Source organism: Dyadobacter sp. CY345, from assembly GCF_021502725.1.
Classification (GTDB): Bacteria; Bacteroidota; Bacteroidia; order Cytophagales; family Spirosomataceae; genus Dyadobacter.
Window position 1 is genome coordinate 80,349 of the sequence record NZ_JAKFFS010000003.1, and the last position, 24,122, is coordinate 104,470.

A 24,122-nucleotide genomic window follows, 5' to 3' on the forward strand; every position below is an offset into this window, starting at 1 on the left:
GGTAAATGCCTGCTATAAACAGGATGCTCCTATGGAGCGAGATAATTCTGAATGCCTGATAATAGAATGTTTTAATTCCAAAATGCTTGTCATATTCCGGAAGTTTCCCAGCCACTTCGTGGCTTCCTGTTTATAGAAATGATGTTCAAAGCGCCGAAATTTTGGCTCCATAGGAGCCTCCTAATGTTTGATCTAATTATTCTGTTAATGGTGAAATCAAATATATTAGAGATCCATTTTTTGGGAAAATATGATTGAAATGTTTTCTCAAAAAGTAAGAAGTGGAGGAAAAATCTAAAAAAGGAAACCGTCGATATTTCCAGGCGACTCCTACGGAGTCAGGAAAGACAAATAAAGAGATTTGAGCTATAAACAGGATGCTCCCAACGGAGCCGAACAATTCCTATATCACAATTAAAAAGGAGAAACGTTTGATTAAAGAATGCTTGTTATATTCCAGAAATTTCCTAGCCACTTCGTGGCTTCCTGTTTATAGAATCCGATGCTACCTACGACAAATCCTGGCTCCGTAGGAGCCTCCTGATGTTTGATCTAATTATTCATTTAACTCATGAAAATCAAATATATTTAATATCAATTTTTGGGGAAATATGATTGAAATATTTACTTAAAAATAAGAAGTGTACGAAAAATCTAAACCGTCGATATTTCCAGGAGACTCCTACTGAGTCGGGAATCTGCCCGGATAAATATTATCTGCAAACAGGATGCTCCTATGGAGCGAAATAATTCTGAATGCCTGATAATAGAATGTTTTGATTCTAAAATGCTTGTCATATTCCGGAAGTTTCCCAGCCACTTCGTGGCTTCCTGTTTATAGAAAACGCTTGTAACCACGACAAATCCTGGCTCCGTAGGAGCCTCCTGATCTTGCTAAATATTTCAAAAAACATATGAATAAAATTCTCTTTTCAATATTCTTAACGCTGGCGGTGATAAATCTCCATGCGCAACCAACAATAAGACACGACCTCCAATTTGATTCCCTGGCAACCATTTGGGATGAGGCAATTCCTTTGGGAAACGGAACCGTCGGGGCATTGATCTGGAAAAATGGCGACAAATTACGCTTTTCCCTCGACCGCGCCGATATATGGGATATGCGTCCTATGGCCGGATTGCACCGAAAAGAATTTAGCTTTAAATGGGTACAGGAGCAGGTTGAAAAGAAAGATTACAAACCAGTCCAGCGATATTTTGACGCACCTTACGACAAAGAACCTGCTCCATCAAAAATCCCGGCAGGTGCTTTGGAATTTGATTTTAAAGGAAAAAATAATGTCAAATCCGTTCATCTCTCTTTGGACAAAGCTTTATGTGAGATTCAATGGAAAGGGGGAATGACATTGAAAACCTTTGTCCACGCGACAGAGCCAGTAGGTTGGTTTAAGTTTGAAAACGTTAAAACCGATATCATTCCGCAATTAATCGCTCCAAAATATGATGGCAAATTATCCGGAGGCGAAGTGAATTCACTGGTAGGAGACGACCTTGCCAGATTGGGTTATAAACAGGGAACAGTAAATCGACAAGGAAACAGCATTATTTACAAGCAGGAAGGCTGGGGCGGATTTACCTATGAAATAACGGTTCAATGGAAAAAAACCGGAACAGGAACAATTGAAGGTGTATGGAGTATTTCTTCACAATACCCAGATAAAAAGCTGAATCCTGTCTCCTCTTCACTTGTCAAGACAACTATTTTGCATGGATTTGATAAAGACTTTGTTAGTCATTCGAATTGGTGGAAAAAATTCTGGAACCAGTCGGCAATCCATGTCCCCGACCCTGTTATTGAAAAACAATGGTATCTCGAACAATATAAATTCGGTTCAGCTGCCCGTCGTGGTGCGCCTCCGATTTCTTTGCAGGCTGTCTGGACGGCAGATAACGGCAGAATCCCGCCATGGAAAGGTGATTTTCATCATGATTTGAATACTCAGCTGAGTTACTGGCCGAGTTACAGCGGAAACCATTTGGAAGAGGGATTGGGATATTTTGATCATCTGGATGAAAATCTGGCTAACTACAAACGTTATACCAAAATGTATTTCGGCGTTGACGGGCTGGCCGTTCCCGGCGTAACCACGTTGGATGGAACGGAAATGGGTGGCTGGATTCAATATTCACTTTCGCCGACGGTTTCATCCTGGCTTGCACATCACTATTATCTGCAATGGCGGCATAGTATGGACACAAATTTTCTGAAAAACCAGGCTTACCCGTGGGTGAAGGAAGTTTGCACTTTTCTTGAAAAAATAACGGTAAAAGACGAAAATGGGCAGCGTAAACTTCCGATCAGTTCGAGTCCGGAAATTAAGGATAACAGTCTGGAAGCCTGGTTTCCACAAAATACAAATTATGATCTGGCACTGATGAAATTTGCTTTCAGTGCCGGTGCAGAACTTGCTTTGGAGCTGGGTTTGGTAGCGGAATCAGATCATTGGAAGGAGATTCTCTCTGAATTTAGTGACTATGCAGTTACTGAAAACAATGAATTAATGTTTGCACCAAATTTGCCTTACCAGGAATCTCATCGCCATTTTTCGCATATGATGGCGATTCATCCTTTGGGTCTGATCAAATGGGAAGACGGCGAAAAGTCGCAGGCCATTATCAAAAATACCATTACGTTACTGGATAAAGTTGGCCCGGATTATTGGTGTGGATATTCCTATGCGTGGCTTGCCAATATGAAAGCGCGTGCAAAAGATGGGGAAGGTGCCGCCAAAGATCTGTCCATTTTTGCCAAAGCTTTTGTACTCCCAAACAGCTTTCATGTCAACGGCGACCAGACAAAATCCGGTTTGGCAAAATTTACTTACAGGCCCTTTACGCTGGAAGGGAACTTCGCATTCGCAGCTGGTTTGCAGGAAATGCTGCTGCAAAGTTATGCCGGATTTATAGAAATTATGCCAGCAGTTCCGGAATCCTGGAAAGATATTGCTTTTGAAAAGCTCAGGGCAGAAGGAGCTTTCCTGATCAGTGCTAAAAAGGTAAACGGACTGGTAACAGAAATTAAGATTGAAGCAGAAAAAGACGGGGTTGCTACTTTAAAATTACCATTTAAAAAATATCAGGTATTGTCTGCAAAAACTGTCACGACAAATATAGTGGAAGACGGTTTTGTTGAATTAAAATGTAAAGCTGGCGGGAGCGTTATATTAAAAGTTGAGCAATAATAAAATACAAAATTTTATTTTGTCAAATTGTTTAAAGTGAAAGATATTGATCATTCAGATATAATTTGACGGAATTTAAAGCAAATGAAGTATTTTTATTAATACCGGTTCTTTTAAAAAAATCAGCGGGTCAAATTAATTCAATTCCTGACAATGAAAAAGTGGCATTTTATTGGTTTGGGTGTGGTGGTGATTTTGTTATCATCTTTCTCATGGTTGGGATTTTTCGACCATCAGGTGGATTATAATGAGGAGGTTAAGCCAATATTGAACAAAAACTGCATGGGTTGCCACGGCGGTGTCAAACAGGCTGGCGAGGTCAGTTTTCTGTTTGAACATGAAATGCTGGAACCCGGAAAATCCGGTAAAATTCCTGTTGTTCGTGGAGATGCGGATGCCAGTGAAATGATACGCCGGATTTTGTCAAAAGATCCGGATGAAATGATGCCAAAAGGGGGTACTCCTTTGAAGGAAGAGGATATTCAAACCTTGAAAAAATGGATTAACCAGGGTGCAAAATGGGAAACGCATTGGGCTTATAAAAGAATTGAAAAACCGGAAGTTCCTTCTAATAAAAATCTCTGGAACCTTTTTGGACTGATCAATACCGGAAATGCCAACTGGCCTAAAAACGAAATTGACGAATTTGTCCTTCAAAAATTAAAACAGGAAAAACTTCCACCTTCTCCCCAGGCTGATAAAGCGACTTTAATTCGACGCGTGAGCCTGGATCTGACCGGCTTGCCTCCTACTGAAAAAGAAGTTGCTGATTTTGAAAAAGATAAGTCGCCGGATGCTTATGAAAAAGTTGTCGACCGGTTGTTAAAATCACCTTCTTATGGTGAGCGCTGGACTTCCATGTGGATGGATCTTGCGCGTTATGCTGATACCAAAGGCTACGAAAGTGACGGCGGCAGAAATATCTGGCGTTACCGGGATTATGTGGTGAAATCTTTCAATGCGGATAAACCATTCGATCAATTTACGATTGAGCAATTGGCCGGTGATTTGATGCCGGAAAAGAAAACGGGAATGCCGTCTGATGAAAATATGATCGCGACGGCTTTTCACCGGAATACGATGATCAATAACGAAGGCGGGACGGACGATGAGGAATTCCGCGTAGCCGCTCAGATAGACCGCGTTAACACAACCTGGGAAGTCTGGCAGGGAACAACCTTCGCATGTATTCAATGCCATAGCCATCCGTATGACCCGATTCCGCATGAGTATTATTACAAATACATGGCGTTTTTTAACAATTCCCGCGATGAAGATGTTTGGGATGAATGGCCAAAACTTCGTTTTTACAAAGGCGATGATTCGGCAAGGGTTGAAAAAGTAAAATCCTGGATTGATAAACATAATCCAAAAGAGACGCAAAAATTCACGGAGTTCATGCGTGTCATGGAGCCGAAAATCAATGCGCATAGCATCATTAAAGGCGATGAATCAACGGTTCTGCTGATTTCTTACTATGGTGTGAAAGATAAGGGAAATGCCAAAATTCCAAATGTTAACCTGACCGGTGCTGGAAATCTGGTAATGAATATTTCTACCAAAGCGGAAAATGCCGTGATGACTTTCCATCTGGATAAAATTGACGGACAAATTATTTCCACTGTGAATGTTCCGACCAGAGATACGGTTCTGGTAACACCAATTCCAAAAATTGCCGGTAAACACGACATTTTTCTAACACTAAAAAGTACCAAAAATCCAACAGAATGGGTGCGGATTACCTGGCTTGCCTTTCAGGCAGCTTTGCCCGGAGTTGGTGAACCGGAATATCCTGAAATTCTGAAAGATTACTCAACGATTCTAACCAAATCAACAGAAAGTATGCCCGTGGTTTGGGAAGGAACGGGAGATTTCGCCAGAAAAACCAATGTTTTTGTCAGAGGAAACTGGTCGGTGAAAGGAGCAGAAGTAAAACCGGATGTTCCTAAATTATTGGCACCCATGCCAAAAGAATATCCTAAAAACCGTCTTGGTTTGGCAAAATGGATGGTGAGCCGTGATAACGCATTAACTTCACGAGTCATTGTAAACCGTTTTTGGGAGCAGTTATTTGGGAGAGGCATTGTGGAAACGGTAGAAGATTTTGGCTCACAGGGAGCCGAGCCTTCACATCCGGAATTGCTGGATTGGTTGGCTGTAAACTTTATGGAGGAAGATCATTGGAGCGTTAAAAAGCTTCTGAAAACGATGGTCATGTCGGCGACTTATCAGCAAAGTTCAAAATCGGATAAAACCAGACAAGAGCAGGATCCTTATAACCGGTTTATTTCAAGAGGTCCGCGTGTCCGTTTAAGTGCAGAACAAGTTCGTGACCAGGCGATGGCTGCCTGCGGTTTGCTTTCCAAAAAAATGTATGGTCCAAGCGTAATGCCGCCGCAGCCGGAAGGCATCTGGTTATCTCCTTACAGCGGTGAAAGCTGGAAGGTTAGTGAAGGGGAAGATAAATACCGGAGAGCGGTTTACACGTATTGGAAACGCACGGCACCCTATCCCTCCATGACTACTTTCGATGCGCCAAGCCGTGAGTTTTGTCAGTCGAGAAGAATTTTGACAAATACGCCTTTGCAGGCTTTGGTGACGCTGAATGATCCAGTTTATCTGGAAGCAGCAGAAAAACTGGCAACAACCCTGCAAAAACGTGGAAAAACACCTGAACAGCAGCTTCGGGAGGGTTACAGACTTTTAACTTTCCAGCCGATTAACGATAAAAGTTTACAGGTTTTGGTGAAAATATATGGGGATGCCTTGAAATCTTACCGTGCCAAGCCATCCGACGTTGATAATATTTTAGTTTACGGAAAAGAAAGAAAATCGCCTGAACTGGCCGCACTGACAATTTCTGCCAATGTGATGCTAAACCTGGATAATGTGGTGACCAAGGAATAACCGGAGAAATTTTCTCTGATTTTAATACTGATTACAGCTATGGAAAAGTTATTAAAAGAATTACAACACGCTAATCTGCACAGTCAGACGCGCCGGCATTTTTTGCAGTCGGCCGGTTTTGGCCTGGGTGCTTTGGGATTAGGTTCTCTTTTGGGATCCTGTGGTAATTCAAATACAGAAACCAGCGCGACAGCCGAAGCGATGGGAGCGAAGATTCCACAATTTGCGCCAAAGGCAAAACGGGTCATATATATCCATATGGCCGGTGCGCCTTCGCAGCTTGAACTGTTTGATTATAAACCTGAACTGGAAAAATATCACGGGAAAGATTGTCCTGCCGAGTTCCTGGAAGGAAAGAAATTTGCCTTTATCCAGGGCGTTCCAAAAATGCTGGGACCGCAGGGGAAATTCAATCAATACGGACAATCCGGTGCCTGGATGTCTGACTATATTCCTTATTTGCAAACCGTTGCAGATGAAATCACATTCATCAAAGCCATGCATACGGATCAGTTTAACCACGCTCCAGCGCAGTTATTATTGCATACGGGAAGCGCGCGGTTAGGTCGCCCGAGTTTGGGTGCCTGGTCGGTTTATGGCTTAGGTTCAGAGAATCAGAATTTGCCTGGTTTTATTGTTTTGGCTTCCGGCGGCAGGCAACCGGATGCAGGGAAAAGTGTTTATGGCAGTGGCTTTCTGCCATCGGTCTATCAGGGCGTGCAATGTCGAACAGGAGGCGATCCGGTGTTATATGTGACCGACCCAAATGGTATGAACCGGAATATGCGGAAACAGACGATAGAAGCGATCAATGAAATTAATAAACAAACCTACGATGACGTTAAAGATCCGGAAATATTGACGCGGATCAGTCAGTATGAAATGGCTTTCCGGATGCAAATGTCTGTGCCCGAGGTGATGGACGTATCCAAAGAACCGCAGTTTATTCTGGATATGTATGGTGTAAAACCAGGCGAGGGAACGTTTGCAATGAATTGTCTTTTGGCAAGAAAACTGATTGAAAATGACGTGCGCTTTGTGCAGTTATTCGACTGGGGCTGGGATGGCCACGGAACCACGGCAGGTGATAATATTGAAGGAGGTTTAAGAAATAAATGTAGGCTGTCAGACAAACCTGTTGCTGCTTTAATTCAGGATTTAAAAATGCGTGGTTTGCTGGAGGAAACTTTAATTATCTGGGGAGCAGAATTTGGCAGAACACCGATGCAGGAAAACAGGAACGGTGTTGTAATGCCCTACATGGGTCGTGATCATCATTTGGAAGCTTTCACAATGTGGATGGCTGGCGGTGGTGTCAAAAAAGGATATACTCACGGCGAAACGGATGAACTGGGATATTACGGCGTAAAAGACCGTGTCCACGTGCATGATCTACAAGCCACGATTCTGCATCTGATGGGCTTTGATCACGAAAAATTCACCTATCCGTTCCAGGGAAGAAATTTTAGATTAACTGATACAGAAGGAAAAGTGGTAAAAAATATTATTGCTTGATAGGATATAATGGATCGATCGTCGTCTTATGCTTGAAATCAACTTTTAATTTTATGCAAAATGATACCGTGCTTGCTTTCCGCATGCAATTGAATAAGGGAAACGAAGTTGAATACAAAAAAAGACACGATGAAATCTGGCCGGAATTGTCCGAACTTTTGAAAAATGCCGGAATTCAGGAATATTATATTTTTCTGGACGAGGTTACCCTAGCACTTTTTGCCTTTCAAAAGCTTTCGTCAAATTCAGACACTTCAGGTTTATCTTCGCTGCCTATTATGAAAAAGTGGTGGGATCATATGGCTGATCTGATGGAAGTTAATCCGGATAATTCTCCCAAAATTGTCGCCTGCCCGGAAGTTTTCCGGTTACAATAATTCAATGTTTTAATTTTTCTATGTCAACCCTCTTGCAAGCCTCAGACTGGACTTATTTTATCGGACGATTTCATCCGGTTCTGGTGCATTTGCCCATCGGATTTTTGCTGGTCGCTGCACTTTTGGAAATTGGCAAACGAATCGGAAAGATCTCAGTCAGCGATTCATCTATCTCTTTTATACTGTTTTGGTCTGCTATTGGCGCGACAATGGCTTGTATTGCAGGCTATCTTTTATCGCTCGGCGGAGGGTATGATGAGGAATTATTGAGTGATCATCAATGGCAGGGAATTGGCGTTGCTGTTTTTGCCTGGATTGCTTGGCTGTTTAAGTCAGGAAAAATTTCGATTGGTACCGCTATCTATCTTCCCGCGTTGGGACTTTCCACAATTTTAACATTTACAGCCGGCCATGATGGTGGCTCGCTCACGCATGGAGATGGATATTTGACCCAATATACACCTGAACCATTCCGGTCGCTGGCAGGAATTCCACCAAGAACGGAGGAAAAAACAGAAATAAAACCGATTACTGATATCAATCAGGCAGTTGTCTACAATGATATTGTCCAGCCAATTTTAGAAATGCGCTGCGTGCAATGCCATAATGCAAACAAGCAAAAAGGTGGATTACGTATGGATAATATGGTCATGTTGTTGAAAGGCGGTGAAGACGGACCGATTTTTGTTTCAGGAAAAGCATTGGAAAGTGCCATGATCAAGCGCTGTCTGCTTCCTGAAAATGATGATAACCATATGCCGCCAAAAGGAAAACCTCAGCTGTCAGAAGCGCAAATTACTTTGCTCAGCTGGTGGATCGAACAAGGCGCTTCGGCGGATAAAAAAGTGTCTGATTTAAAGATTTCTGAACAGGTTAAGCCAGCTCTTGCTTCATTAACTTCTGGTTCAGGAGGCGAAAATGCAAAAAGTGCAGACTCTCCTGTTTTAAGTTTACAGGTTCCTGTACCCAATGAAAAAGCTTTGGAGGCTATCAAAAAGGCTGGGTTACTGGTCTTGCCGATTTCACATGATAAAAATCTGTTGGAAGTGAGTGCTGTGAATGCCTCAGCTTTTGGGGATCAACAAATCAATTTATTTTCACCTTTATCGGAACAGATTATCTGGCTAAAACTGGGCGGTACCAAGGTGACTGATACATCCGTGAAAGAACTTAGCAAGTTAAAAAATCTAAATAAACTACATTTGGAATATACGGCTGTTACCGATGCAGGTTTGAGTTTGTTGAAAGATTTGCAATACCTGGAATACATCAATCTGGTTGGGACAAAAGTTACCGATGCCGGTTTGAAAAATATCGCTTCATCGAAAAGTCTCAAAAATATATATATCTGGAAATCCGCAGTTACGGAAAATGGCGTTGCCGAAGTACAAAAATTGCATCCGGATTTACATATTGTCAATGGGTTTAATGAGGCAAAAGTTGCTGAATTTCTGAAAGCAGGTGACACGTTGAAGCAAGCAGAAATATCGAAAACCAAATAAAATAGTCGCGATCAGGAAGTTTTTAAAAGCATAGAGGCAGCGCTGCGAAATATTTGTAGATGTGATTCTTCGCAAAGTCGGGAAAAGGTGCAGCGTACTGAAGTAACCATTATCCGCAATATATCAATGGATTGCCATAATTTAATTTGTTTCCATATTCCATTACGAAATGAATCGTAGAAAATTTATGAGCACTGCAATAACCGGATTAGGCACCTTATCAGCCATAGAAACAATCGCGCAAGAACATGCTCCTTCGTTTGAAAAAGTGAATGCCGGTTCTATAAAAATCCTGGCTACGAACTGGGGTTATGAAGGAACCGTAGATGCCTTTTGCGCAGCTGCAAAAAAAGAAGGATATGATGGCGCTGAGTTTTGGTGGCCGCAGAATCAGAAGGATAACGACGAGCTATTTGCAGCATTAAAAAAACACGATTTGCAAGTGGGATTTTTATGCGGTTCCGGATTGAAAGACTATGCTGCACATCTGGATTTTTTCAAAAAATCTATTGATGCAGCCACAACAAGATCTGAAATTAAACCGCTTTATATCAATTGTCATAGCGGAAGAGACCATTTCAGTTATGATCAAAATAAAGCATTTATAGACCATACCAGCGAAGCTTCGGATAAAAGTGGCATTCCGATCTATCATGAAACGCATCGTGCAAGAATGCTATTTGCTTCACATATTGCAAGAAATTTTATCGAGAAAAATCCAAAATTGAAGTTAACGCTCGATATTTCGCACTGGTGTAACGTGGCGGAAACTTTATTGGAAGATCAGGAAGAAACGGTGAAACTGGCCCTTTCCCGCGCTGGCCATATCCATGCACGAATCGGACACCCGGAAGGCCCGCAGGTGAATGATCCCCGCGCTCCGGAATGGGAATCTGCGTTAAAAGCACATTTGGCCTGGTGGGACGTTGTGGTGGAGAGGAAAATAAAAAGCGGAGAACAAATTACGTTTTTGACAGAATTTGGTCCTCCGCATTATATGCCAACCGTTCCTTTCACGAATCAGCCGTTAGCGAATCAATGGGAAATCAATGTTTTTATGATGCACCTGCTAAGAAAACGTTATAGCAAATAGCTATAACTTTCTTTCCAAAAGCGTTAGAATGCTTTGCAAGCCTTGTGCATCTGTTTCGGAGAAATCATTCAACTGATCGCTGTCGACATCCAGAACCATGGCTACGGTCCTGTTTCTATGAAAAACAGGAAGAACGATCTCCGATTTCGAAGCAGAAGCACAGGCGATATGTCCGGGAAACTGATCTACGTCCGGTACAATAATCGTTTTCTGCTGCGAATAACTTGCGCCGCAAACGCCTTTGTGGAAAGGTATACGTGTACAGGCAATCGGTCCCTGGAATGGTCCCAGAACGAGTTGTCCTTCTTTTGCTATATAAAAACCAACCCAAAAGAAGCCAAAGGCTTCTTTTAGTGCGGCAGCAATATTGGCAAGGTTTGCAGTCAGATCACTTTCTGTCTCGATCAAAGCATTGATTTGTGGTAATAAAGCATCGTAAATTTCTTTACGTTCTGTTCCGACAGGTATTATTAATTCTTCAGCCATTTCTTAGGTTCTACTATTTGATAAGTTGAACAGTGATTTCTTTTAAAAAGTTGGACGAATCGCGAGTAATTTTAATAAGGAGGACACTAAAATTGTGTTATTTAGCACATTATTATCCAGTATCAATTGAACGAAATGAATCACCGCCACATATTACTGATGGACGGCCCGGATCATAAAGGGCTGATTTATAAGGTAACACGCATACTTTTTGAGCATAATCAAAATATTATCCGAAACGATGAATATGTAAGTCCGTCAGCGTATTTTTTCATGCGGACTGAATTTGAAGGAGAAACGGATGCGACTGAATTGTTACAAATCCTTCAAAAGGAACTGCCGGCCGGAATTAATCTTCGTTTAAATCCCAAAAAGAAAAAAGATATCGTTGTTCTGGTAACCAAAGAACACCATTGTCTGGGCGAGTTATTACTTCGATACGCTTTTGATGAGCTGGATGCCAATATTCTGGCTGTGATCAGTAACTATAATACATTGCAGCCGCTGGTCAGCAAATTCGGGATACCTTTTCATTTTATCACACACGAAAACAAAACCCGTGAGGAACATGAAGAAGCGATTTTAAGAACACTGGATGTTTATCGCCCGGAATATCTTGTCTTGGCAAAGTATATGCGCATCATCACGCCTGAATTTGTTAACCATTTCCCGGACCGGATCGTCAATATCCATCATTCCTTTTTACCGGCATTTATCGGTGCAAATCCCTATCGGCAAGCATACGAACGTGGTGTGAAAATCATTGGCGCAACGGCGCATTTTGTGAATAATGATCTGGATGAAGGTCCGATTATCGCTCAGGACGTGAAATCTGTTGATCACAGACAAACTGCAAGTGATATGTCAACGTTGGGAAGAGATACAGAAAAACGGGTATTAACGTCTGCTTTAAAGCTGGTTTTCAACGACCGCGTTTTCATTCATAACAACCGGACCATCATTTTATAAACAAGAAAAAAGCCCTTAGTCAGACTCACCGAGGGCTTTTTGTAATCTGATGGATGTTATTGATATGTAATGTTACAAAAAAGCATTGTAACATCAAATTCATATTCAGGTAATTATCCAAAATGATGTATGAAAAATATTAAGCGACGACAACCGTACGTGCCAAATCCACTAAATCTTTATCGTTAACTTCTTTCTTCAAATCGGCTACATCAAGGAATTTTTTGTAAAGATCATCTAGGATTGCTTTCTCAAAAGAGAAGCCTAAAAGCTCTAAACGGTGTTTTAAGGCGTGGCGGCCGCTGCGTGCCGTCAATACGATATCCGATTTATCAACACCCACATCCTGAGGATTCATGATTTCGTAATTCAACGTATTTTTTAAATGCCCATCCTGATGAATTCCGGACGAATGCGCAAATGCATTACGTCCAACAATCGCTTTATTCGCCTGAACCGGCATACGCATCATTTTTGATACCAGCTGGCTCGTTGGGTAAATCAATTGCGAATTTACACCCGTTTCGTAACCTAGTTCTTTGTGAACATTTAAAGCCATTACTACCTCTTCCAACGAAGTATTTCCGGCGCGCTCACCAATTCCATTCATAGTTACTTCCACCTGGCGCGCACCTTCACGGATACCAGCCAATGAGTTAGCAGTCGCTAAACCAAGATCATTATGACAGTGAATAGAAATTGTTGCGTTATGAATTCCTTTTACGTTTTCGAAAATATATTTAATTTTGGCACCATATTCTTCCGGTAAGCAATATCCCGTTGTGTCAGGAATATTCACCACCGTTGCACCAGCCGCAATCACAGCCTCAACCAATTGTGCAAGGAAAACCAGGTCAGCCCTTCCTGCATCTTCGCAATAAAACTCTACGTCTTCTACCTTTGCTTTGGCATATTTAGTGGCAGCAATTGCTCTTTCAAGAATCTTCTCTCTTGTTGTGTTGAATTTATGCTGAATATGAATATCTGATGAGCCGATTCCGGTATGGATACGGCCTCTTTTTGCAAATTCGAGTGCGTCTCCGGCGGCATCAATATCGCCGGTTACAGCGCGCGAAAGGGCACAAATAATTGGTTCACGAACTGCTTTTGAAATTTCTACTACTGATCTGAAATCACCTGGACTTGAAATAGGAAATCCGGCTTCAATAACATCTACCCCAAGTTTTTCGAGTTGTGTAGCTACAATTATCTTTTCTTCTGTTGTCAATTGGCTTCCCGGTACTTGTTCGCCGTCGCGTAATGTTGTGTCGAAGATTTGAACTCGTTGACTCATTGTGGGTACTGTGATTAAAGATTGAATTACGAATTTACTAATTTTAGGACAATATAAAACCCTTTCCGTGTTAGAGAAAGGGTTTTTGATCTATTCAAGACAATGCCTCTCTCCTTGTTACGGGTTACTCTGAATGAGTAGAAAAATGCAATTGTCAATAAGTTTCATCTTTATTTTATTTGCGAAAATTCGCTGACTGCGATTTTCTTCTGCAAAGTACTAAGAAGATTTTGGTTGCACAAATCATTCTTAATGAAAATTCAAAAAAAGATGTATTTTATAATGAATCTTATTTTTTATATCAAATACGTTTCAAAATCTCTTCTCCAATCGCATCCGTTCCTAGAATTGATTCTGGTGCAGTAGTTGAATCAGCAATATCGCGTGTACGGAAACCAGCTTTTAAAACCTGGTCGATCGCCGAGATAATGGCGTCAGATTCAGCCTTCAAACCGAAAGAAATATCAAGCAGCAAAGCAGCAGAAAGTACCGAAGCCATTGGATTAGCAACACCCATACCAGTAATGTCATGTCCTGAACCGTGGATCGGCTCATAAACACCTGTGCTGTCTCCTACCGAGGCAGAAGCCAACATACCCATTGAACCAGCAATCTGGCTCGCTTCATCTGTCAGAATATCACCGAATAAATTTGCTGTTACAACCACATCAAAACGGCGTGGATCTTTGATAAGCATCATGGCAGCGGAATCAACGAATTGATGTTCTACGGTAATGTCCGGATATTCAGGAGCAAGCGCCTGAACCACTTCACGCCAAAGTCTGCTTGTTTCCAAAACGTTAGCTTTGTCAACAGAACATAATTTTTTGCCACGTGTACGAGCTGCTTCAAATGCTCTCCGTGCGATACGTTCTACTTCATAACGGCTATATTCAGCGATGTCGTAAGCAGTATCGCCATCATTTTTGCGGCCTTTTTCTCCAAAATAAATATCACCAGTCAACTCACGGAAGAAAAGGATATCAGAACCTTTCAGGATTTCCGGTTTGATCGAAGAAGCACCTAATAGTTCATCAAAAAGTTTGATAGGGCGTAAATTGGCATATAAACCGAGTTCTTTACGCATTTTAAGCAAACCTTGCTCAGGACGAACTTTTGCAGTTGGATCGTTATCATATTTTGGATGACCAACCGCTCCAAATAAAATCGCATCAGACGCACGCATTTTTGCCAAAGTTTCGTCTGGAAGTGGATTTCCTGTTGCTTCAATCGCAACGTGGCCCATTAATGCTTCATCATAAGTGAATTCGTGCCCGAATTTCTCAGCAATTTTAATCAAAACTTTTTTTCCAACTTCTGTAACTTCCTGTCCTATTCCGTCACCAGGTACTATTAAGATGTGTTTTTTCATTATTATGGTTAAAATTTGTAATCCGTTGGCCGGTTTCATGTGGCTTATCGGGTTATTATGGTTTTTGATTTAGATTTTATAGTATTTATTATCAAGGTAGTAGGCCGCCCTTACGGGGCTTAAAAGTTTTTTGGGGCCAATCACTTTTCTATAATAATATCATCCCTTCGGGATTAATTGCTTGTCAACAATCCCAACGGGATGACATTATTATAGAAATGGATAGATCGAGCTAAGATTTTAACCCTGAAAGGGTGACATAACCTAATCTACTTTGATATTTTATATTTTTTGAAATTCCGAGTTAACCTCTTCCAACTTTGGGATCAAATTTAGCGCACTCGGCACACCCAGTAAATTCAACATTTTCTGTGTTGCCTGGATCGCAGAAACGGTCTGGTCAGAATCCAAACCTCTGGTTTTTACATCTTTACCGTTTATTTCCCAGGTGATAATGGTTTCGCAAAGCGCATCCGTTTTTCCTCCGGGCGGGATCCGTACGGTATAGTCCGTCAACATGGGTAATGAAATTCCTTTTTTTGCATAGATCTTTTTCAGCGCATTCATGAACGCATCATACTGACCGTCGCCCTGCGCATTTTCCTCAAAAATCTCGTCTCCAAAATTAATCTGCAAAGTTGCGGATGGTTTCAGATTTTTCGAATGCGTTAATACATAATTCAGAATGACAACCTTCTCTTCAATGGCATTACTATCAAGCACGTCAGAGATGATATAGGGAAGATCTTCCGGCGTTACAACCTCTTTCCGGTCGCCCAATTCAATAATCCGCTGGGTGACTTTTTTGATATCTGCATCCGATAATGTGATTCCGATATCTTTCAGGTTATTCTCAATATTCGCTTTTCCCGAAGTTTTACCCAATGCATAAGAACGCAATCTTCCAAAACGTTCCGGCATCAGATTACTGAAATAGAGATTATTTTTCTTATCTCCATCTGCATGAATACCAGCAGTTTGCGTAAAAACACTTTCACCAACAATCGGCCGGTTTGAAGGAATTCTTATACCTGAAAATGTCTCAACAATCTTACTGATTTTATACAAGGACCGTTCAACAACCGAAGTCTCAACTTCCGGCATGAAATCATTTATAACGGCTATGGTACTCGCCAAAGAAGCATTTCCAGCTCTTTCGCCCATACCATTAACGGTTAAATGAAGTCCATGTGCACCTGCGCGAATTGCTTCCATTACGTTGGCAATGCTCAGATCATAATCGTTATGGGCATGAAATTCGAAATGATTGTCAGGATATCGATCGACGATTGATTTTACGAATTCGTAAGATTCAGAAGGCGTAAGGATTCCCAGCGTGTCGGGCAGTAAAATCCGTTTTACAGGTTGTTTTGTCAAAAAGTCGAGCGCGGCAAAAACGTATTCACGGGAAGTACGCATACCATTGCTCCAATCTTCAAGATAAACGTTACAGCTTATGCCATTCGATTGCGCAAGTTCAATAACCTGTTCAATATCTTCAAAATGCTGCTGTGGAGTCTTTTTTAATTGAAAGGTGAGGTGATTTAAAGATCCTTTTGTTAGCAAATTCATCACTTTTGCACCCGAATTGAGCATCCAGTTAATGGACGCGTCACCATCAACAAAAGTCAAAACTTCGATTTTATCAATAAAACCGTTTTGATTTGCCCAGTTTGTAATTTTTTTAACCGCTTCAAATTCTCCTTCGGAAACACGTGCCGAAGCGATTTCTATGCGGTCAACTTTTACTTCTTGCAACAAGAGCTGAGCTATCGTCAGCTTTTCGGATGCGGAAAACGACACACCGGATGTTTGTTCTCCATCCCGGAGTGTCGTGTCCATTATTTCTATGTAGCGTTTATTCATGGGGCAGTCGGCTTTCGGCAGTCGGCAGTCGGCTATCAGCCAAAAAAGCCGATTGCCGAAAGCCGATAACTGATAGCTATTTAGTATAGTCGCTGTGCTTCAAATTCCGTGATATCGCTTTTCATCGCCTGCAAATAATCAATATCATCAAAACCATTGATCATATTGTGTTTTTTGTAGCCATTGATATCAAACTTTTCGTTTTCGCCCGATGCAACGATAGTAATCGTTTGTTCCGGAAGATTTACTTCAAGTTCTGCGTTTGGATCTGCTTCAATAGCCTGGAATATTTTGTCAAGGAATTCTTCACTTACCTGAACTGGTAAGATTCCGATATTCAGCGAGTTACCTTTGAAAATATCTGCAAAGAAACTTGATACTACACAACGGAAACCATAATCGTAAATTGCCCAGGCCGCATGCTCGCGGCTTGATCCGCTTCCGAAGTTGCGACCGCCTACAAGGATTTTTCCTGAATAAATCGGGTTGTTTAATACGAAATCCTGCTTCGGAGTATCGTCGCCATTGTAGCGCCAGTCTCTGAAAAGATTATCTCCAAAACCTTCACGTTTTGTAGCTTTGAGAAAACGCGCTGGTATGATCTGATCCGTATCAACGTTTTCAATCGGCAAAGGAACTGCCGTACTTTTTAATATGGTGAATTTATCGTAAGCCATTTTTTCTATAATATGTTTTGGACACAGAGAACCACAGAGTTAAAAAGAGGGACACAGAGATTTAGTTTATGAATCTTTTAATGCCATTCTTTAATATTGCTACATTGAAATTAATTAACAGGCCTGCGTTTATTTGTGCGAATTTCATGTATGTTAGAATTTGAGCAGTATGGACATTAGACATTAATTCCACACTTTTTAATTCAACAATCACTTCATTTTCAACAACAAAATCCATTCGGTAACCAAATTCAATTTGAATTTCTTTATATCGAACAGGAATTGGTTTTTGTCTTTCGAAAATGAGGCCAGCATTATTTAATTCATATGCCAGACATTCCTCATAAGCCGATTCAAGTAACCCAGGACCTAGTTCCTTATGAATTTCAATACAACACCCAATAATCTCTCCGGTAATTTCATTAATTTCCATTATTACTTTGTGGTTATGATTCAATATCATATACCAAAAAGCAAAAGTTAAGTCACACAGAAAAGCGGTAATAATGTTATTTACAAAACAACCTCTGTGGCTCTCTCTTTTCCCGCGCGGCGGCCGCTCTGAGAACCTCTGTGTAACCTTGACCAGTTAAAGCAAGTCGCGGGGATCAGTAACAACTCCCGTTACCGCCGCTGCCGCTGCAACCAATGGACTAGCCAAAAGCGTACGTGCGCCCGGGCCCTGACGGCCTTCGAAGTTACGGTTTGATGTACTCACTGCATACTTGCCAGCCGGGATTTTATCATCGTTCATCGCGAGACATGCAGAGCAGCCTGGCTGACGAAGTTCGAAACCTGCTTCGGTTAAGATGTCAAGAATTCCTTCTTCTTTGATCTGCGCTTCAACGATGTGTGAACCCGGAACAACCCATGCAGTCACGTTATCCGCTTTTTTACGTCCTTTTACAATGGAAGCAAAAGCACGGAAATCTTCGATACGGCCATTGGTACAGCTACCAATAAATACGTAGTCAATCTTTTTGCCCAACATCGACTCATTTTCATGGAAGCCCATGTAATTCAACGACTTGTCATATGTCGCTTTTCCGCCCTCAACCGATTCCGCCGTTGGGATATTCAATGAAATCCCCTGACCCATTCCTGGATTTGTTCCGTATGTGATCATTGGCTCTATATCTTCTGCGTTGAAAGTATATTCCTTGTCAAAAACAGCATCTGCGTCTGTTTTTAAAGTTTTCCAGTAAGCTAATGCTTTGTCCCATTTCTCGCCTTTTGGAGCTTGTTCGCGACCTTCGATGTAATCGAAAGTAGTCTGATCAGGAGCGATCATACCACCACGGGCACCCATTTCGATACTCATGTTGCAAACCGTCATACGGCCTTCCATCGACATGTTTTCAAAAACATCACCAGCATATTCTACGAAATAACCCGTGGCACCTGCTGTTGTCAGTTTTGAAATAATATATAGCGTAACATCTTTTGGAGTAACTGCCTTTCCTAATTTTCCATTTACGTTTACACGCATTTTCTTAGGTTTTGGCTGCATAATGCACTGAGAAGAAAGTACCATTTCAACCTCAGAAGTACCAATACCAAACGCAATAGCGCCAAATGCACCATGTGTAGATGTATGCGAATCACCACAAACAATCGTCATTCCGGGAAGTGTAATTCCGTTTTCAGGACCGACTACGTGAACGATACCATTTTTTACATTACCAAGTCCCCAGTGCGAAATACCGTATTTCGCAGAGTTTGACTCCAATGCATCCAGCTGTTTTGCTGAAAGTGGATCCTGTACAGGAAGGTGTTGGTTGATAGTTGGTGTGTTGTGGTCAGCCGTTGCGAAAGTACGGTTCGGATAAATAACACCAACATTTCTGCTTTCAAGTCCCAGGAATGCAACCGGGCTGGTTACTTCATGGATAAAATGACGGTCGATAAAAAACACGTCCGGGCCATCTTCAATTTTACGAACAACGTGTGAATCCCACACTTTGTCAAAAAGGGTACTCGCTTGATTACTCATTCTCAATTTATGGTGAAATAGGTACCTAATATTTTTGTGACTGATTGACAGCTAAAAGACTGCTTAGACCGGAAGTCGACCGGTAAAATAATCAGGAGAACAAATTTCACCAGAATACTTCAAATAAGTATGACGGGAAACGTTCAAAAAATAGTGTTTTTGGTTTGAGGAGGTGGGTTGGGCGGAAATCTTTATCGTTTTCTGGGAATTTTTTAAAAATAGATTGGGTGAGTACCATAATGACGAAATTTTCGTCAAATAATATGTCTAAGTTGTAACGCCAAATTTTAGTTATATTTAAAAACATATCTTGATCTAAAGTACGACTTCCCGTGGTAAAAAAATAATGGCGCATGTTATAATAGAAAGTATTAAATTTGACCTATGGTAGGTTTTATGTTATAACATTATGAAGACAAACATTATTAATATTGGTAATAGTCAGGGAGTAATCCTGCCTGCGGCAATTTTGCGCCAGTTGAAGTTATCACTAAAATCTGCTGTACAAATTGAAGAAGAAAATGGCGTTATTGTAATAAAGCCTGCACCCCGTCAGGGCTGGTCTGATGCCGCAAAACAAATGAATGATTCCGGAGATGATTTTCCACTGTTAGATGAAAATTTGTCGAATGAATTTGATCAGGAGGAATGGACATGGTAAAAAATCTTCTTCAATATGAAGTTTATTGGATATCACTGGACCCAACTCAGGGAAGTGAAATTGCGAAAACGCGGCCGGCTGTTGTGATTAGTCCCAATGAAATGAATCAATTTTTAAGGACCGTGATTATCGTCCCAATTACTTCAACTGTAAAAAGTTATCCCTGGCGTGTTGATTGTGTAATAGCGGAGAGAAACGGATCCATTGCAACAGACCAGGTAAGAGTTGTTGATAAAGTAAGAATAGGTTCGAGAATTGGGAAACTGTCAAAAGCAGAAATTCTTCAATTAAAAGAAACTTTGAAGCAAATGCTTGTTGACTAATTGTTTACCCATGCTTCTTCGGGGTAACCCCAAACTTTTCCTTATACATTTTTATAAAATGCGAAACACTTTCATACCCAATTTCGGTACTAATCTCCGTTACGTTTTTCGTATTATTTCTTAACAAAAAGTCGGCGTAATCCAGCCTTTTATTTTTCAGCCAAAGCGCCGGTGATGTTTTGAATTCTTCCTGAAAATCCCGTTTGAAAGCGGATAAACTTCTGCCGGATAATCTAGCGAGTTCGTTTAAAGTGAGCGGTTTGAGATAATAACTGTTCATCAAAAAAGACAGATCCACCTTTTCACCGATATACAAACTGTAAAGATTTGCTCTCAACTGCCTGGATTTATCCAGTTCCAGCAAGTGCAGCAACAATTCCTGGAATTTCAGCCGGAGAAAATGGTTTTTTAGTTCTGTTCTCGATTTAAAATATGGAAAAACAGATTGAATAAATTTTTCAAAATTCTCATCTGATTTCAGCGGCAGAATAGGATTTTCGAGGGTATTTGTCGCTTCGTCAGGATTAAAAAGTTCAGGGTGAAGATTCACAAATTCTCTCAACAACTTTTCATCAAAAAAGAAAACGAGACTTTTGTAAGATTCGTTAATCGATTCAGACATCAGATAAAAGCCGCGCTGAATAAAAAGAATATCTCCTTTTTCAACATAAACTTCCTGCGTCGGGCTGCTGAATTTTTTTTCACCTTCTAACACCACAATCACTGCATGTTCTTCAAAGAAAACTTCATAACGTGATGGATATACCTCATTGCGATAAGCAACAAAAGTCATATCCTGAATCTTTAAGGACTCAAATTCCTGAGAACTTATGTGGGAAGGGACGCGTAGCATTGACATCTAAACCATAAACTGAAACAAATCCGGCTGATCATTCAAATATTCATATACCACCCGATTCTCATTCATTCGTTCAATTAGCGGCTCAAAATCTTCACGGTTTTTCAATTCAATACCTACTAATGCAGGACCTTGTTCGCGATTCGTTTTTTTTACGTATTCAAATCGTGCGATATCATCATTTGGTCCAAGTACATTCAAAAATTCCCGAAACGCGCCGGAACGTTGTGGGAAACGGATGATAAAATAATGTTTTATTCCTTCGTAAAGCAGTGAACGTTCCTTAATTTCTTCGGTACGTGTAATGTCATTATTTCCGCCACTGATTAAAGCGACGACATTTTTTCCTTTGATCTCATCTTTCACCATGTCGAGTGCGGCTACGGTTAATGCACCTGCCGGCTCGGCTACAATCGCCTCTTCGTTATATAATTGAAGAATAGTCGAGCAAACTTTTCCTTCCGGAACCAGTAAAACTTTATCCAGGCTTTTGCTGCAAATGTCGAAAGTAATATCACCGGCCCGACGAACGGCCGCTCCGTCTACGAATTTGTCAATATGATCTAATGTAACCACATGGCCTTCTTGAATCGACTTTTGCATCGTTGGCGAACCAAGCGGTTCAACACCGATCAATTGTGTTTTAGGGGAAAGTTGTTTGAAAACGGTCGAGATACCCGAAGCTAATCCCCCGCCGCCAATCGCCATCAACAGATAATCAATTCTGAAATTGGCATCTTTGAATATTTCCAAACCAACAGTGCCCTGTCCTTCAATAACTTGTAAATCATCAAATGGGTGGACAAAGGTGGCGTTATTTTCTTTTTGATATTCAACCGAAGCATGGTATGCATCATCGTAAGTATCGCCTACCAAATGCACATCAACCCATTCTTTACCAAATAAACGAACCTGTTTCACCTTCTGGGCCGGCGTAGTGGTTGGCATAAAAATGGCACCTTTCACTTCCATTTTTCGGCACGCATAAGCAACGCCCTGCGCATGATTTCCCGCACTCGCACAAACCACACCTCCCGCTAATGCCTCCGCACTCAGACTTGCCATTTTATTATAAGCGCCTCTGATTTTATAGGAACGAACTGTTTGAAGATCTTCTCTTTTTAGATAGATATTAGCTTCATACTGCTCCGATAAATGAGCGTTATAAAGTAATGGAGTGTGATTTATGATTCCACGAAGCCTTTCGGCAGCGAGGAAAATGTTGTCGAGTGTTGGGGATGTCTGAGATGAAGGATTCATTATTTCGGAGTGCAATGACTATTTATTGACCAAAAAACAATTCGAAAATGAGTTTTGGATCTTTATTATGGTGTTCGGCAATATCTTTAACGATACCGCGTAAAGTATTTATTTTTATGGGTTTGTGATCAGGAATGCTGATATGGTGCTGACCATTTAAAGTAGTGGTTGCTCTCATGTGACTACCTACCTGTCTGGTTTTTTCATAGCCAAAATGTTTGCTTCAAAGTTTTAATAAATCTCTTCCTGAAATATCGGTTGGGATTTTCATCAGACGATTGCTAAAACTTCATCTTTTACAAAATGAAGATGAGCGATTTTAGGTTTGTCGGCAGGATCATCAAAATGACATTCAAGAACTTCCTGAATATTACTTTTCAGTTCTTCCATAGTTTCTGCCTCAGTAAAAATGGATACGCCTAATGCCCTGGCTGTATATCCGCCTTCTTCGGCTTCGTTTATTAGGAAAACGATCTCTTTCATGATTTCATCTTTGTTACTTACCAAATATACATTTTTTTGAATCAGACAGCAATTTGAGCTTTCGCATTAACAACAGGGCAAACCACAATCAACCACAAATCTAAATTGATAAAACGTGGAGGATAAACAAACAGATTTCAATGCTAAAAAAGTACCCCTGACTCTTAACGAAATCAGGGGTATATATTTTTCAAATTTCAAAAAAGAAATCCAATTCAAAATCAATGAATTATCCGCGCTCCGGACGAAGGCTACGTACCGTAGCACCTGCCTGCCAGATTTCTGATTCACGAAGTTCAGCTAGTTCTTCTTCCAATTTCACACGGTAGTCAGGTTGTGAGTTACGCGTGATAGAAATTGTAGCTTGCTCTCCCGATTTTACTGAGTTGTAAAGTTGTTCGAAAACAGGTTTTGTAGCGTCACGGAAAGGTTTCCACCAATCCAAAGCACCACGTTGTGCTGTTGTAGAGCAGTTTGCGTACATCCAGTCCATACCGTTTTCGGCAACAAGAGGCATCAATGATTGCGTCAATTCTTCAACTGTTTCATTGAAAGCTTCTGATGGCGTGTGTCCGTTTGAACGAAGCACTTCATACTGAGCGGCAAAAATTCCCTGGATAGCACCCATTAAAGTACCACGTTCGCCAGTAAGGTCAGACGTTACTTCACGGTAGAAATCAGTTTCGAACAAATATCCTGAACCAACACCGATACCCATTGCGATACATTTTTCACGTGCTTTACCAGTTGCATCCTGGAACACTGCGAAAGATGAGTTCAAACCTTTTCCTTCTACGAACAAACGGCGAAGTGAAGTTCCTGATCCTTTTGGTGCTACAAGATATACATCTACGTCAGCAGGAGGAACGATTCCAGTCTGGTCTTTATAAGTTACACCGAAACCATGTGAGAAATACAATGATTTTCCGGCAGTCAAATTAGCCTTAACAGTTGGCCATAATTCGATTTGAGCGGCGTCAGAAAGCAAATAGCAAATTATAGTACCTTTTTGCAAAGCTTCTTCAAGTTCGAAAAGTGTTTCGCCAGGAACCCATCCGTCAGCAACCGCTTTATCCCATGATTTACCACCTTTACGTTGTCCAACGATTACGTTAAATCCGTTGTCACGCATGTTTAAGCTTTGACCAGGACCTTGAACACCGTATCCGATCACGGCAATGGTTTCAGTAGATAGTACTTCGCGGGCTTTTTCTAGTGGGAACTCTTCGCGGGTAACTACTTCTTCTTCGACCCCGCCGAAATTTAATTTTGCCATTGATTA

Annotated in this window: 20 protein-coding genes and 1 pseudogene; 9 read left to right on the forward strand and 12 right to left on the reverse strand. The window is 41.1% G+C overall.

All coding sequences use genetic code 11. The features are described 5' to 3' along the window. The first annotated feature begins 914 nt into the window (after positions 1 to 914). The 6 genes from L0657_RS14155 to L0657_RS14180 all read left to right on the forward strand — a co-directional run bounded on the left by L0657_RS14155 (position 915) and on the right by L0657_RS14180 (position 10,597). Positions 915 to 3,203, forward strand: a complete 2,289-nt coding sequence (locus tag L0657_RS14155; protein ID WP_235151465.1) for a glycosyl hydrolase family 95 catalytic domain-containing protein — start codon at positions 915 to 917, stop codon at positions 3,201 to 3,203. Positions 3,204 to 3,356: 153 nt separating this feature from the next. Beyond that, entirely contained in the window at positions 3,357 to 6,110 is a 2,754-nt protein-coding gene (locus tag L0657_RS14160) for a DUF1553 domain-containing protein (protein ID WP_235151466.1), read from the forward strand. Positions 6,111 to 6,149: 39 nt separating this feature from the next. After that, the gene (locus tag L0657_RS14165) at positions 6,150 to 7,625 is read left to right on the forward strand and encodes a DUF1501 domain-containing protein (RefSeq protein ID WP_235151467.1); all 1,476 of its coding nucleotides are present in this window, start codon (positions 6,150 to 6,152) and stop codon (positions 7,623 to 7,625) included. A gap of 53 nt (positions 7,626 to 7,678) precedes the next feature. Continuing rightward, the gene (locus tag L0657_RS14170; RefSeq protein ID WP_235151468.1) at positions 7,679 to 8,002 is read left to right on the forward strand and encodes an L-rhamnose mutarotase; all 324 of its coding nucleotides are present in this window, start codon (positions 7,679 to 7,681) and stop codon (positions 8,000 to 8,002) included. Between the two features lie 20 nt (positions 8,003 to 8,022). Further along, positions 8,023 to 9,504 (forward strand): c-type cytochrome domain-containing protein, encoded by a 1,482-nt coding sequence (locus tag L0657_RS14175; RefSeq protein ID WP_235151469.1) that lies wholly within the window; start codon positions 8,023 to 8,025, stop codon positions 9,502 to 9,504. A 187-nt stretch (positions 9,505 to 9,691) separates the two neighbouring features. Further along, positions 9,692 to 10,597 (forward strand): sugar phosphate isomerase/epimerase, encoded by a 906-nt coding sequence (locus L0657_RS14180; protein WP_235151470.1) that lies wholly within the window; start codon positions 9,692 to 9,694, stop codon positions 10,595 to 10,597. Here the strand turns inward: L0657_RS14180 and L0657_RS14185 are convergent, their stop codons facing one another. Next, the gene (locus L0657_RS14185) at positions 10,598 to 11,083 is read right to left on the reverse strand and encodes a GAF domain-containing protein (protein WP_235151471.1); all 486 of its coding nucleotides are present in this window, start codon (positions 11,081 to 11,083) and stop codon (positions 10,598 to 10,600) included. A 135-nt stretch (positions 11,084 to 11,218) separates the two neighbouring features. On the opposite strand from L0657_RS14185, the gene purU reads away from it, so the two are divergent. Next, the gene (purU, locus tag L0657_RS14190) at positions 11,219 to 12,052 is read left to right on the forward strand and encodes a formyltetrahydrofolate deformylase (RefSeq protein ID WP_255717861.1); all 834 of its coding nucleotides are present in this window, start codon (positions 11,219 to 11,221) and stop codon (positions 12,050 to 12,052) included. A gap of 139 nt (positions 12,053 to 12,191) precedes the next feature. Here the strand turns inward: purU and L0657_RS14195 are convergent, their stop codons facing one another. The 6 genes from L0657_RS14195 to leuC form a co-directional block, all read right to left on the reverse strand. Then, complete coding sequence (locus tag L0657_RS14195; protein WP_235151472.1) at positions 12,192 to 13,346, reverse strand: 2-isopropylmalate synthase; 1,155 nt, start codon at positions 13,344 to 13,346, stop codon at positions 12,192 to 12,194. Positions 13,347 to 13,647: 301 nt separating this feature from the next. After that, positions 13,648 to 14,718: a 3-isopropylmalate dehydrogenase gene (gene leuB, locus L0657_RS14200; RefSeq protein WP_235151473.1), complete on the reverse strand. Its 1,071-nt coding sequence runs from the start codon at positions 14,716 to 14,718 to the stop codon at positions 13,648 to 13,650. Between the two features lie 282 nt (positions 14,719 to 15,000). Next, positions 15,001 to 16,584, reverse strand: a complete 1,584-nt coding sequence (locus L0657_RS14205) for an alpha-isopropylmalate synthase regulatory domain-containing protein (protein WP_234650983.1) — start codon at positions 16,582 to 16,584, stop codon at positions 15,001 to 15,003. A gap of 80 nt (positions 16,585 to 16,664) precedes the next feature. Continuing rightward, positions 16,665 to 17,261 (reverse strand): 3-isopropylmalate dehydratase small subunit, encoded by a 597-nt coding sequence (gene leuD, locus L0657_RS14210; protein ID WP_234650982.1) that lies wholly within the window; start codon positions 17,259 to 17,261, stop codon positions 16,665 to 16,667. Positions 17,262 to 17,322: 61 nt separating this feature from the next. After that, positions 17,323 to 17,694 (reverse strand): GxxExxY protein, encoded by a 372-nt coding sequence (locus L0657_RS14215; RefSeq protein WP_235151474.1) that lies wholly within the window; start codon positions 17,692 to 17,694, stop codon positions 17,323 to 17,325. A gap of 156 nt (positions 17,695 to 17,850) precedes the next feature. Further along, on the reverse strand, positions 17,851 to 19,254 hold the full coding sequence (leuC, locus tag L0657_RS14220; protein ID WP_235151475.1) for a 3-isopropylmalate dehydratase large subunit: 1,404 nt from the start codon (positions 19,252 to 19,254) through the stop codon (positions 17,851 to 17,853). A 409-nt stretch (positions 19,255 to 19,663) separates the two neighbouring features. Here leuC and L0657_RS14225 point away from each other — a divergent pair, with 409 nt between their 5' ends. Together L0657_RS14225 and L0657_RS14230 are read left to right on the forward strand one after the other, a co-directional pair. Beyond that, entirely contained in the window at positions 19,664 to 19,915 is a 252-nt protein-coding gene (locus L0657_RS14225) for an AbrB/MazE/SpoVT family DNA-binding domain-containing protein (RefSeq protein ID WP_235151476.1), read from the forward strand. Next, on the forward strand, positions 19,909 to 20,238 hold the full coding sequence (locus L0657_RS14230) for a type II toxin-antitoxin system PemK/MazF family toxin (protein ID WP_235151477.1): 330 nt from the start codon (positions 19,909 to 19,911) through the stop codon (positions 20,236 to 20,238). Before L0657_RS14225 ends, L0657_RS14230 begins: the two co-directional genes overlap by 7 nt. Positions 20,239 to 20,242: 4 nt before the next feature. Here L0657_RS14230 and L0657_RS14235 read toward each other — a convergent pair whose 3' ends face one another. The 5 genes and pseudogenes from L0657_RS14235 to ilvC form a co-directional block, all read right to left on the reverse strand. Beyond that, positions 20,243 to 21,091, reverse strand: coding sequence for a helix-turn-helix transcriptional regulator (locus L0657_RS14235; protein ID WP_235151478.1), 849 nt, complete (start codon positions 21,089 to 21,091; stop codon positions 20,243 to 20,245). A gap of 6 nt (positions 21,092 to 21,097) precedes the next feature. Further along, positions 21,098 to 22,357, reverse strand: coding sequence for a threonine ammonia-lyase IlvA (gene ilvA / locus L0657_RS14240; protein WP_235151479.1), 1,260 nt, complete (start codon positions 22,355 to 22,357; stop codon positions 21,098 to 21,100). 22 nt (positions 22,358 to 22,379) lie between these two features. Beyond that, positions 22,380 to 22,565 (reverse strand): annotated as a pseudogene (locus tag L0657_RS14245) (hypothetical protein); the annotation flags it as partial. Positions 22,566 to 22,627: 62 nt separating this feature from the next. Then, a complete protein-coding gene (locus L0657_RS14250) occupies positions 22,628 to 22,840 on the reverse strand; it encodes a type II toxin-antitoxin system HicB family antitoxin (protein ID WP_234650963.1) in 213 nt (70 codons plus the stop codon). A gap of 229 nt (positions 22,841 to 23,069) precedes the next feature. Next, a complete protein-coding gene (ilvC, locus tag L0657_RS14255; protein ID WP_234650961.1) occupies positions 23,070 to 24,116 on the reverse strand; it encodes a ketol-acid reductoisomerase in 1,047 nt (348 codons plus the stop codon). Between the last annotated feature and the right edge of the window lie 6 nt (positions 24,117 to 24,122).

What these genes read in the sequence shown, in the direction of transcription:
- L0657_RS14155 (WP_235151465.1), top strand. Translation starts at nt 915, where the DNA reads ATGAATAAAATTCTCTTTTCAATATTCTTAACGCTGGCGGTGATAAAT.
- L0657_RS14160 (WP_235151466.1), top strand. Translation starts at nt 3,357, where the DNA reads ATGAAAAAGTGGCATTTTATTGGTTTGGGTGTGGTGGTGATTTTGTTA.
- L0657_RS14165 (WP_235151467.1), top strand. Translation starts at nt 6,150, where the DNA reads ATGGAAAAGTTATTAAAAGAATTACAACACGCTAATCTGCACAGTCAG.
- L0657_RS14170 (WP_235151468.1), top strand. Translation starts at nt 7,679, where the DNA reads ATGCAAAATGATACCGTGCTTGCTTTCCGCATGCAATTGAATAAGGGA.
- L0657_RS14175 (WP_235151469.1), top strand. Translation starts at nt 8,023, where the DNA reads ATGTCAACCCTCTTGCAAGCCTCAGACTGGACTTATTTTATCGGACGA.
- L0657_RS14180 (WP_235151470.1), top strand. Translation starts at nt 9,692, where the DNA reads ATGAGCACTGCAATAACCGGATTAGGCACCTTATCAGCCATAGAAACA.
- L0657_RS14185 (WP_235151471.1), bottom strand. Translation starts at nt 11,083, where the DNA reads ATGGCTGAAGAATTAATAATACCTGTCGGAACAGAACGTAAAGAAATT.
- purU (WP_255717861.1), top strand. Translation starts at nt 11,219, where the DNA reads ATGAATCACCGCCACATATTACTGATGGACGGCCCGGATCATAAAGGG.
- L0657_RS14195 (WP_235151472.1), bottom strand. Translation starts at nt 13,346, where the DNA reads ATGAGTCAACGAGTTCAAATCTTCGACACAACATTACGCGACGGCGAA.
- leuB (WP_235151473.1), bottom strand. Translation starts at nt 14,718, where the DNA reads ATGAAAAAACACATCTTAATAGTACCTGGTGACGGAATAGGACAGGAA.
- L0657_RS14205 (WP_234650983.1), bottom strand. Translation starts at nt 16,584, where the DNA reads ATGAATAAACGCTACATAGAAATAATGGACACGACACTCCGGGATGGA.
- leuD (WP_234650982.1), bottom strand. Translation starts at nt 17,261, where the DNA reads ATGGCTTACGATAAATTCACCATATTAAAAAGTACGGCAGTTCCTTTG.
- L0657_RS14215 (WP_235151474.1), bottom strand. Translation starts at nt 17,694, where the DNA reads ATGGAAATTAATGAAATTACCGGAGAGATTATTGGGTGTTGTATTGAA.
- leuC (WP_235151475.1), bottom strand. Translation starts at nt 19,254, where the DNA reads ATGAGTAATCAAGCGAGTACCCTTTTTGACAAAGTGTGGGATTCACAC.
- L0657_RS14225 (WP_235151476.1), top strand. Translation starts at nt 19,664, where the DNA reads ATGAAGACAAACATTATTAATATTGGTAATAGTCAGGGAGTAATCCTG.
- L0657_RS14230 (WP_235151477.1), top strand. Translation starts at nt 19,909, where the DNA reads ATGGTAAAAAATCTTCTTCAATATGAAGTTTATTGGATATCACTGGAC.
- L0657_RS14235 (WP_235151478.1), bottom strand. Translation starts at nt 21,091, where the DNA reads ATGCTACGCGTCCCTTCCCACATAAGTTCTCAGGAATTTGAGTCCTTA.
- ilvA (WP_235151479.1), bottom strand. Translation starts at nt 22,357, where the DNA reads ATGAATCCTTCATCTCAGACATCCCCAACACTCGACAACATTTTCCTC.
- L0657_RS14250 (WP_234650963.1), bottom strand. Translation starts at nt 22,840, where the DNA reads ATGAAAGAGATCGTTTTCCTAATAAACGAAGCCGAAGAAGGCGGATAT.
- ilvC (WP_234650961.1), bottom strand. Translation starts at nt 24,116, where the DNA reads ATGGCAAAATTAAATTTCGGCGGGGTCGAAGAAGAAGTAGTTACCCGC.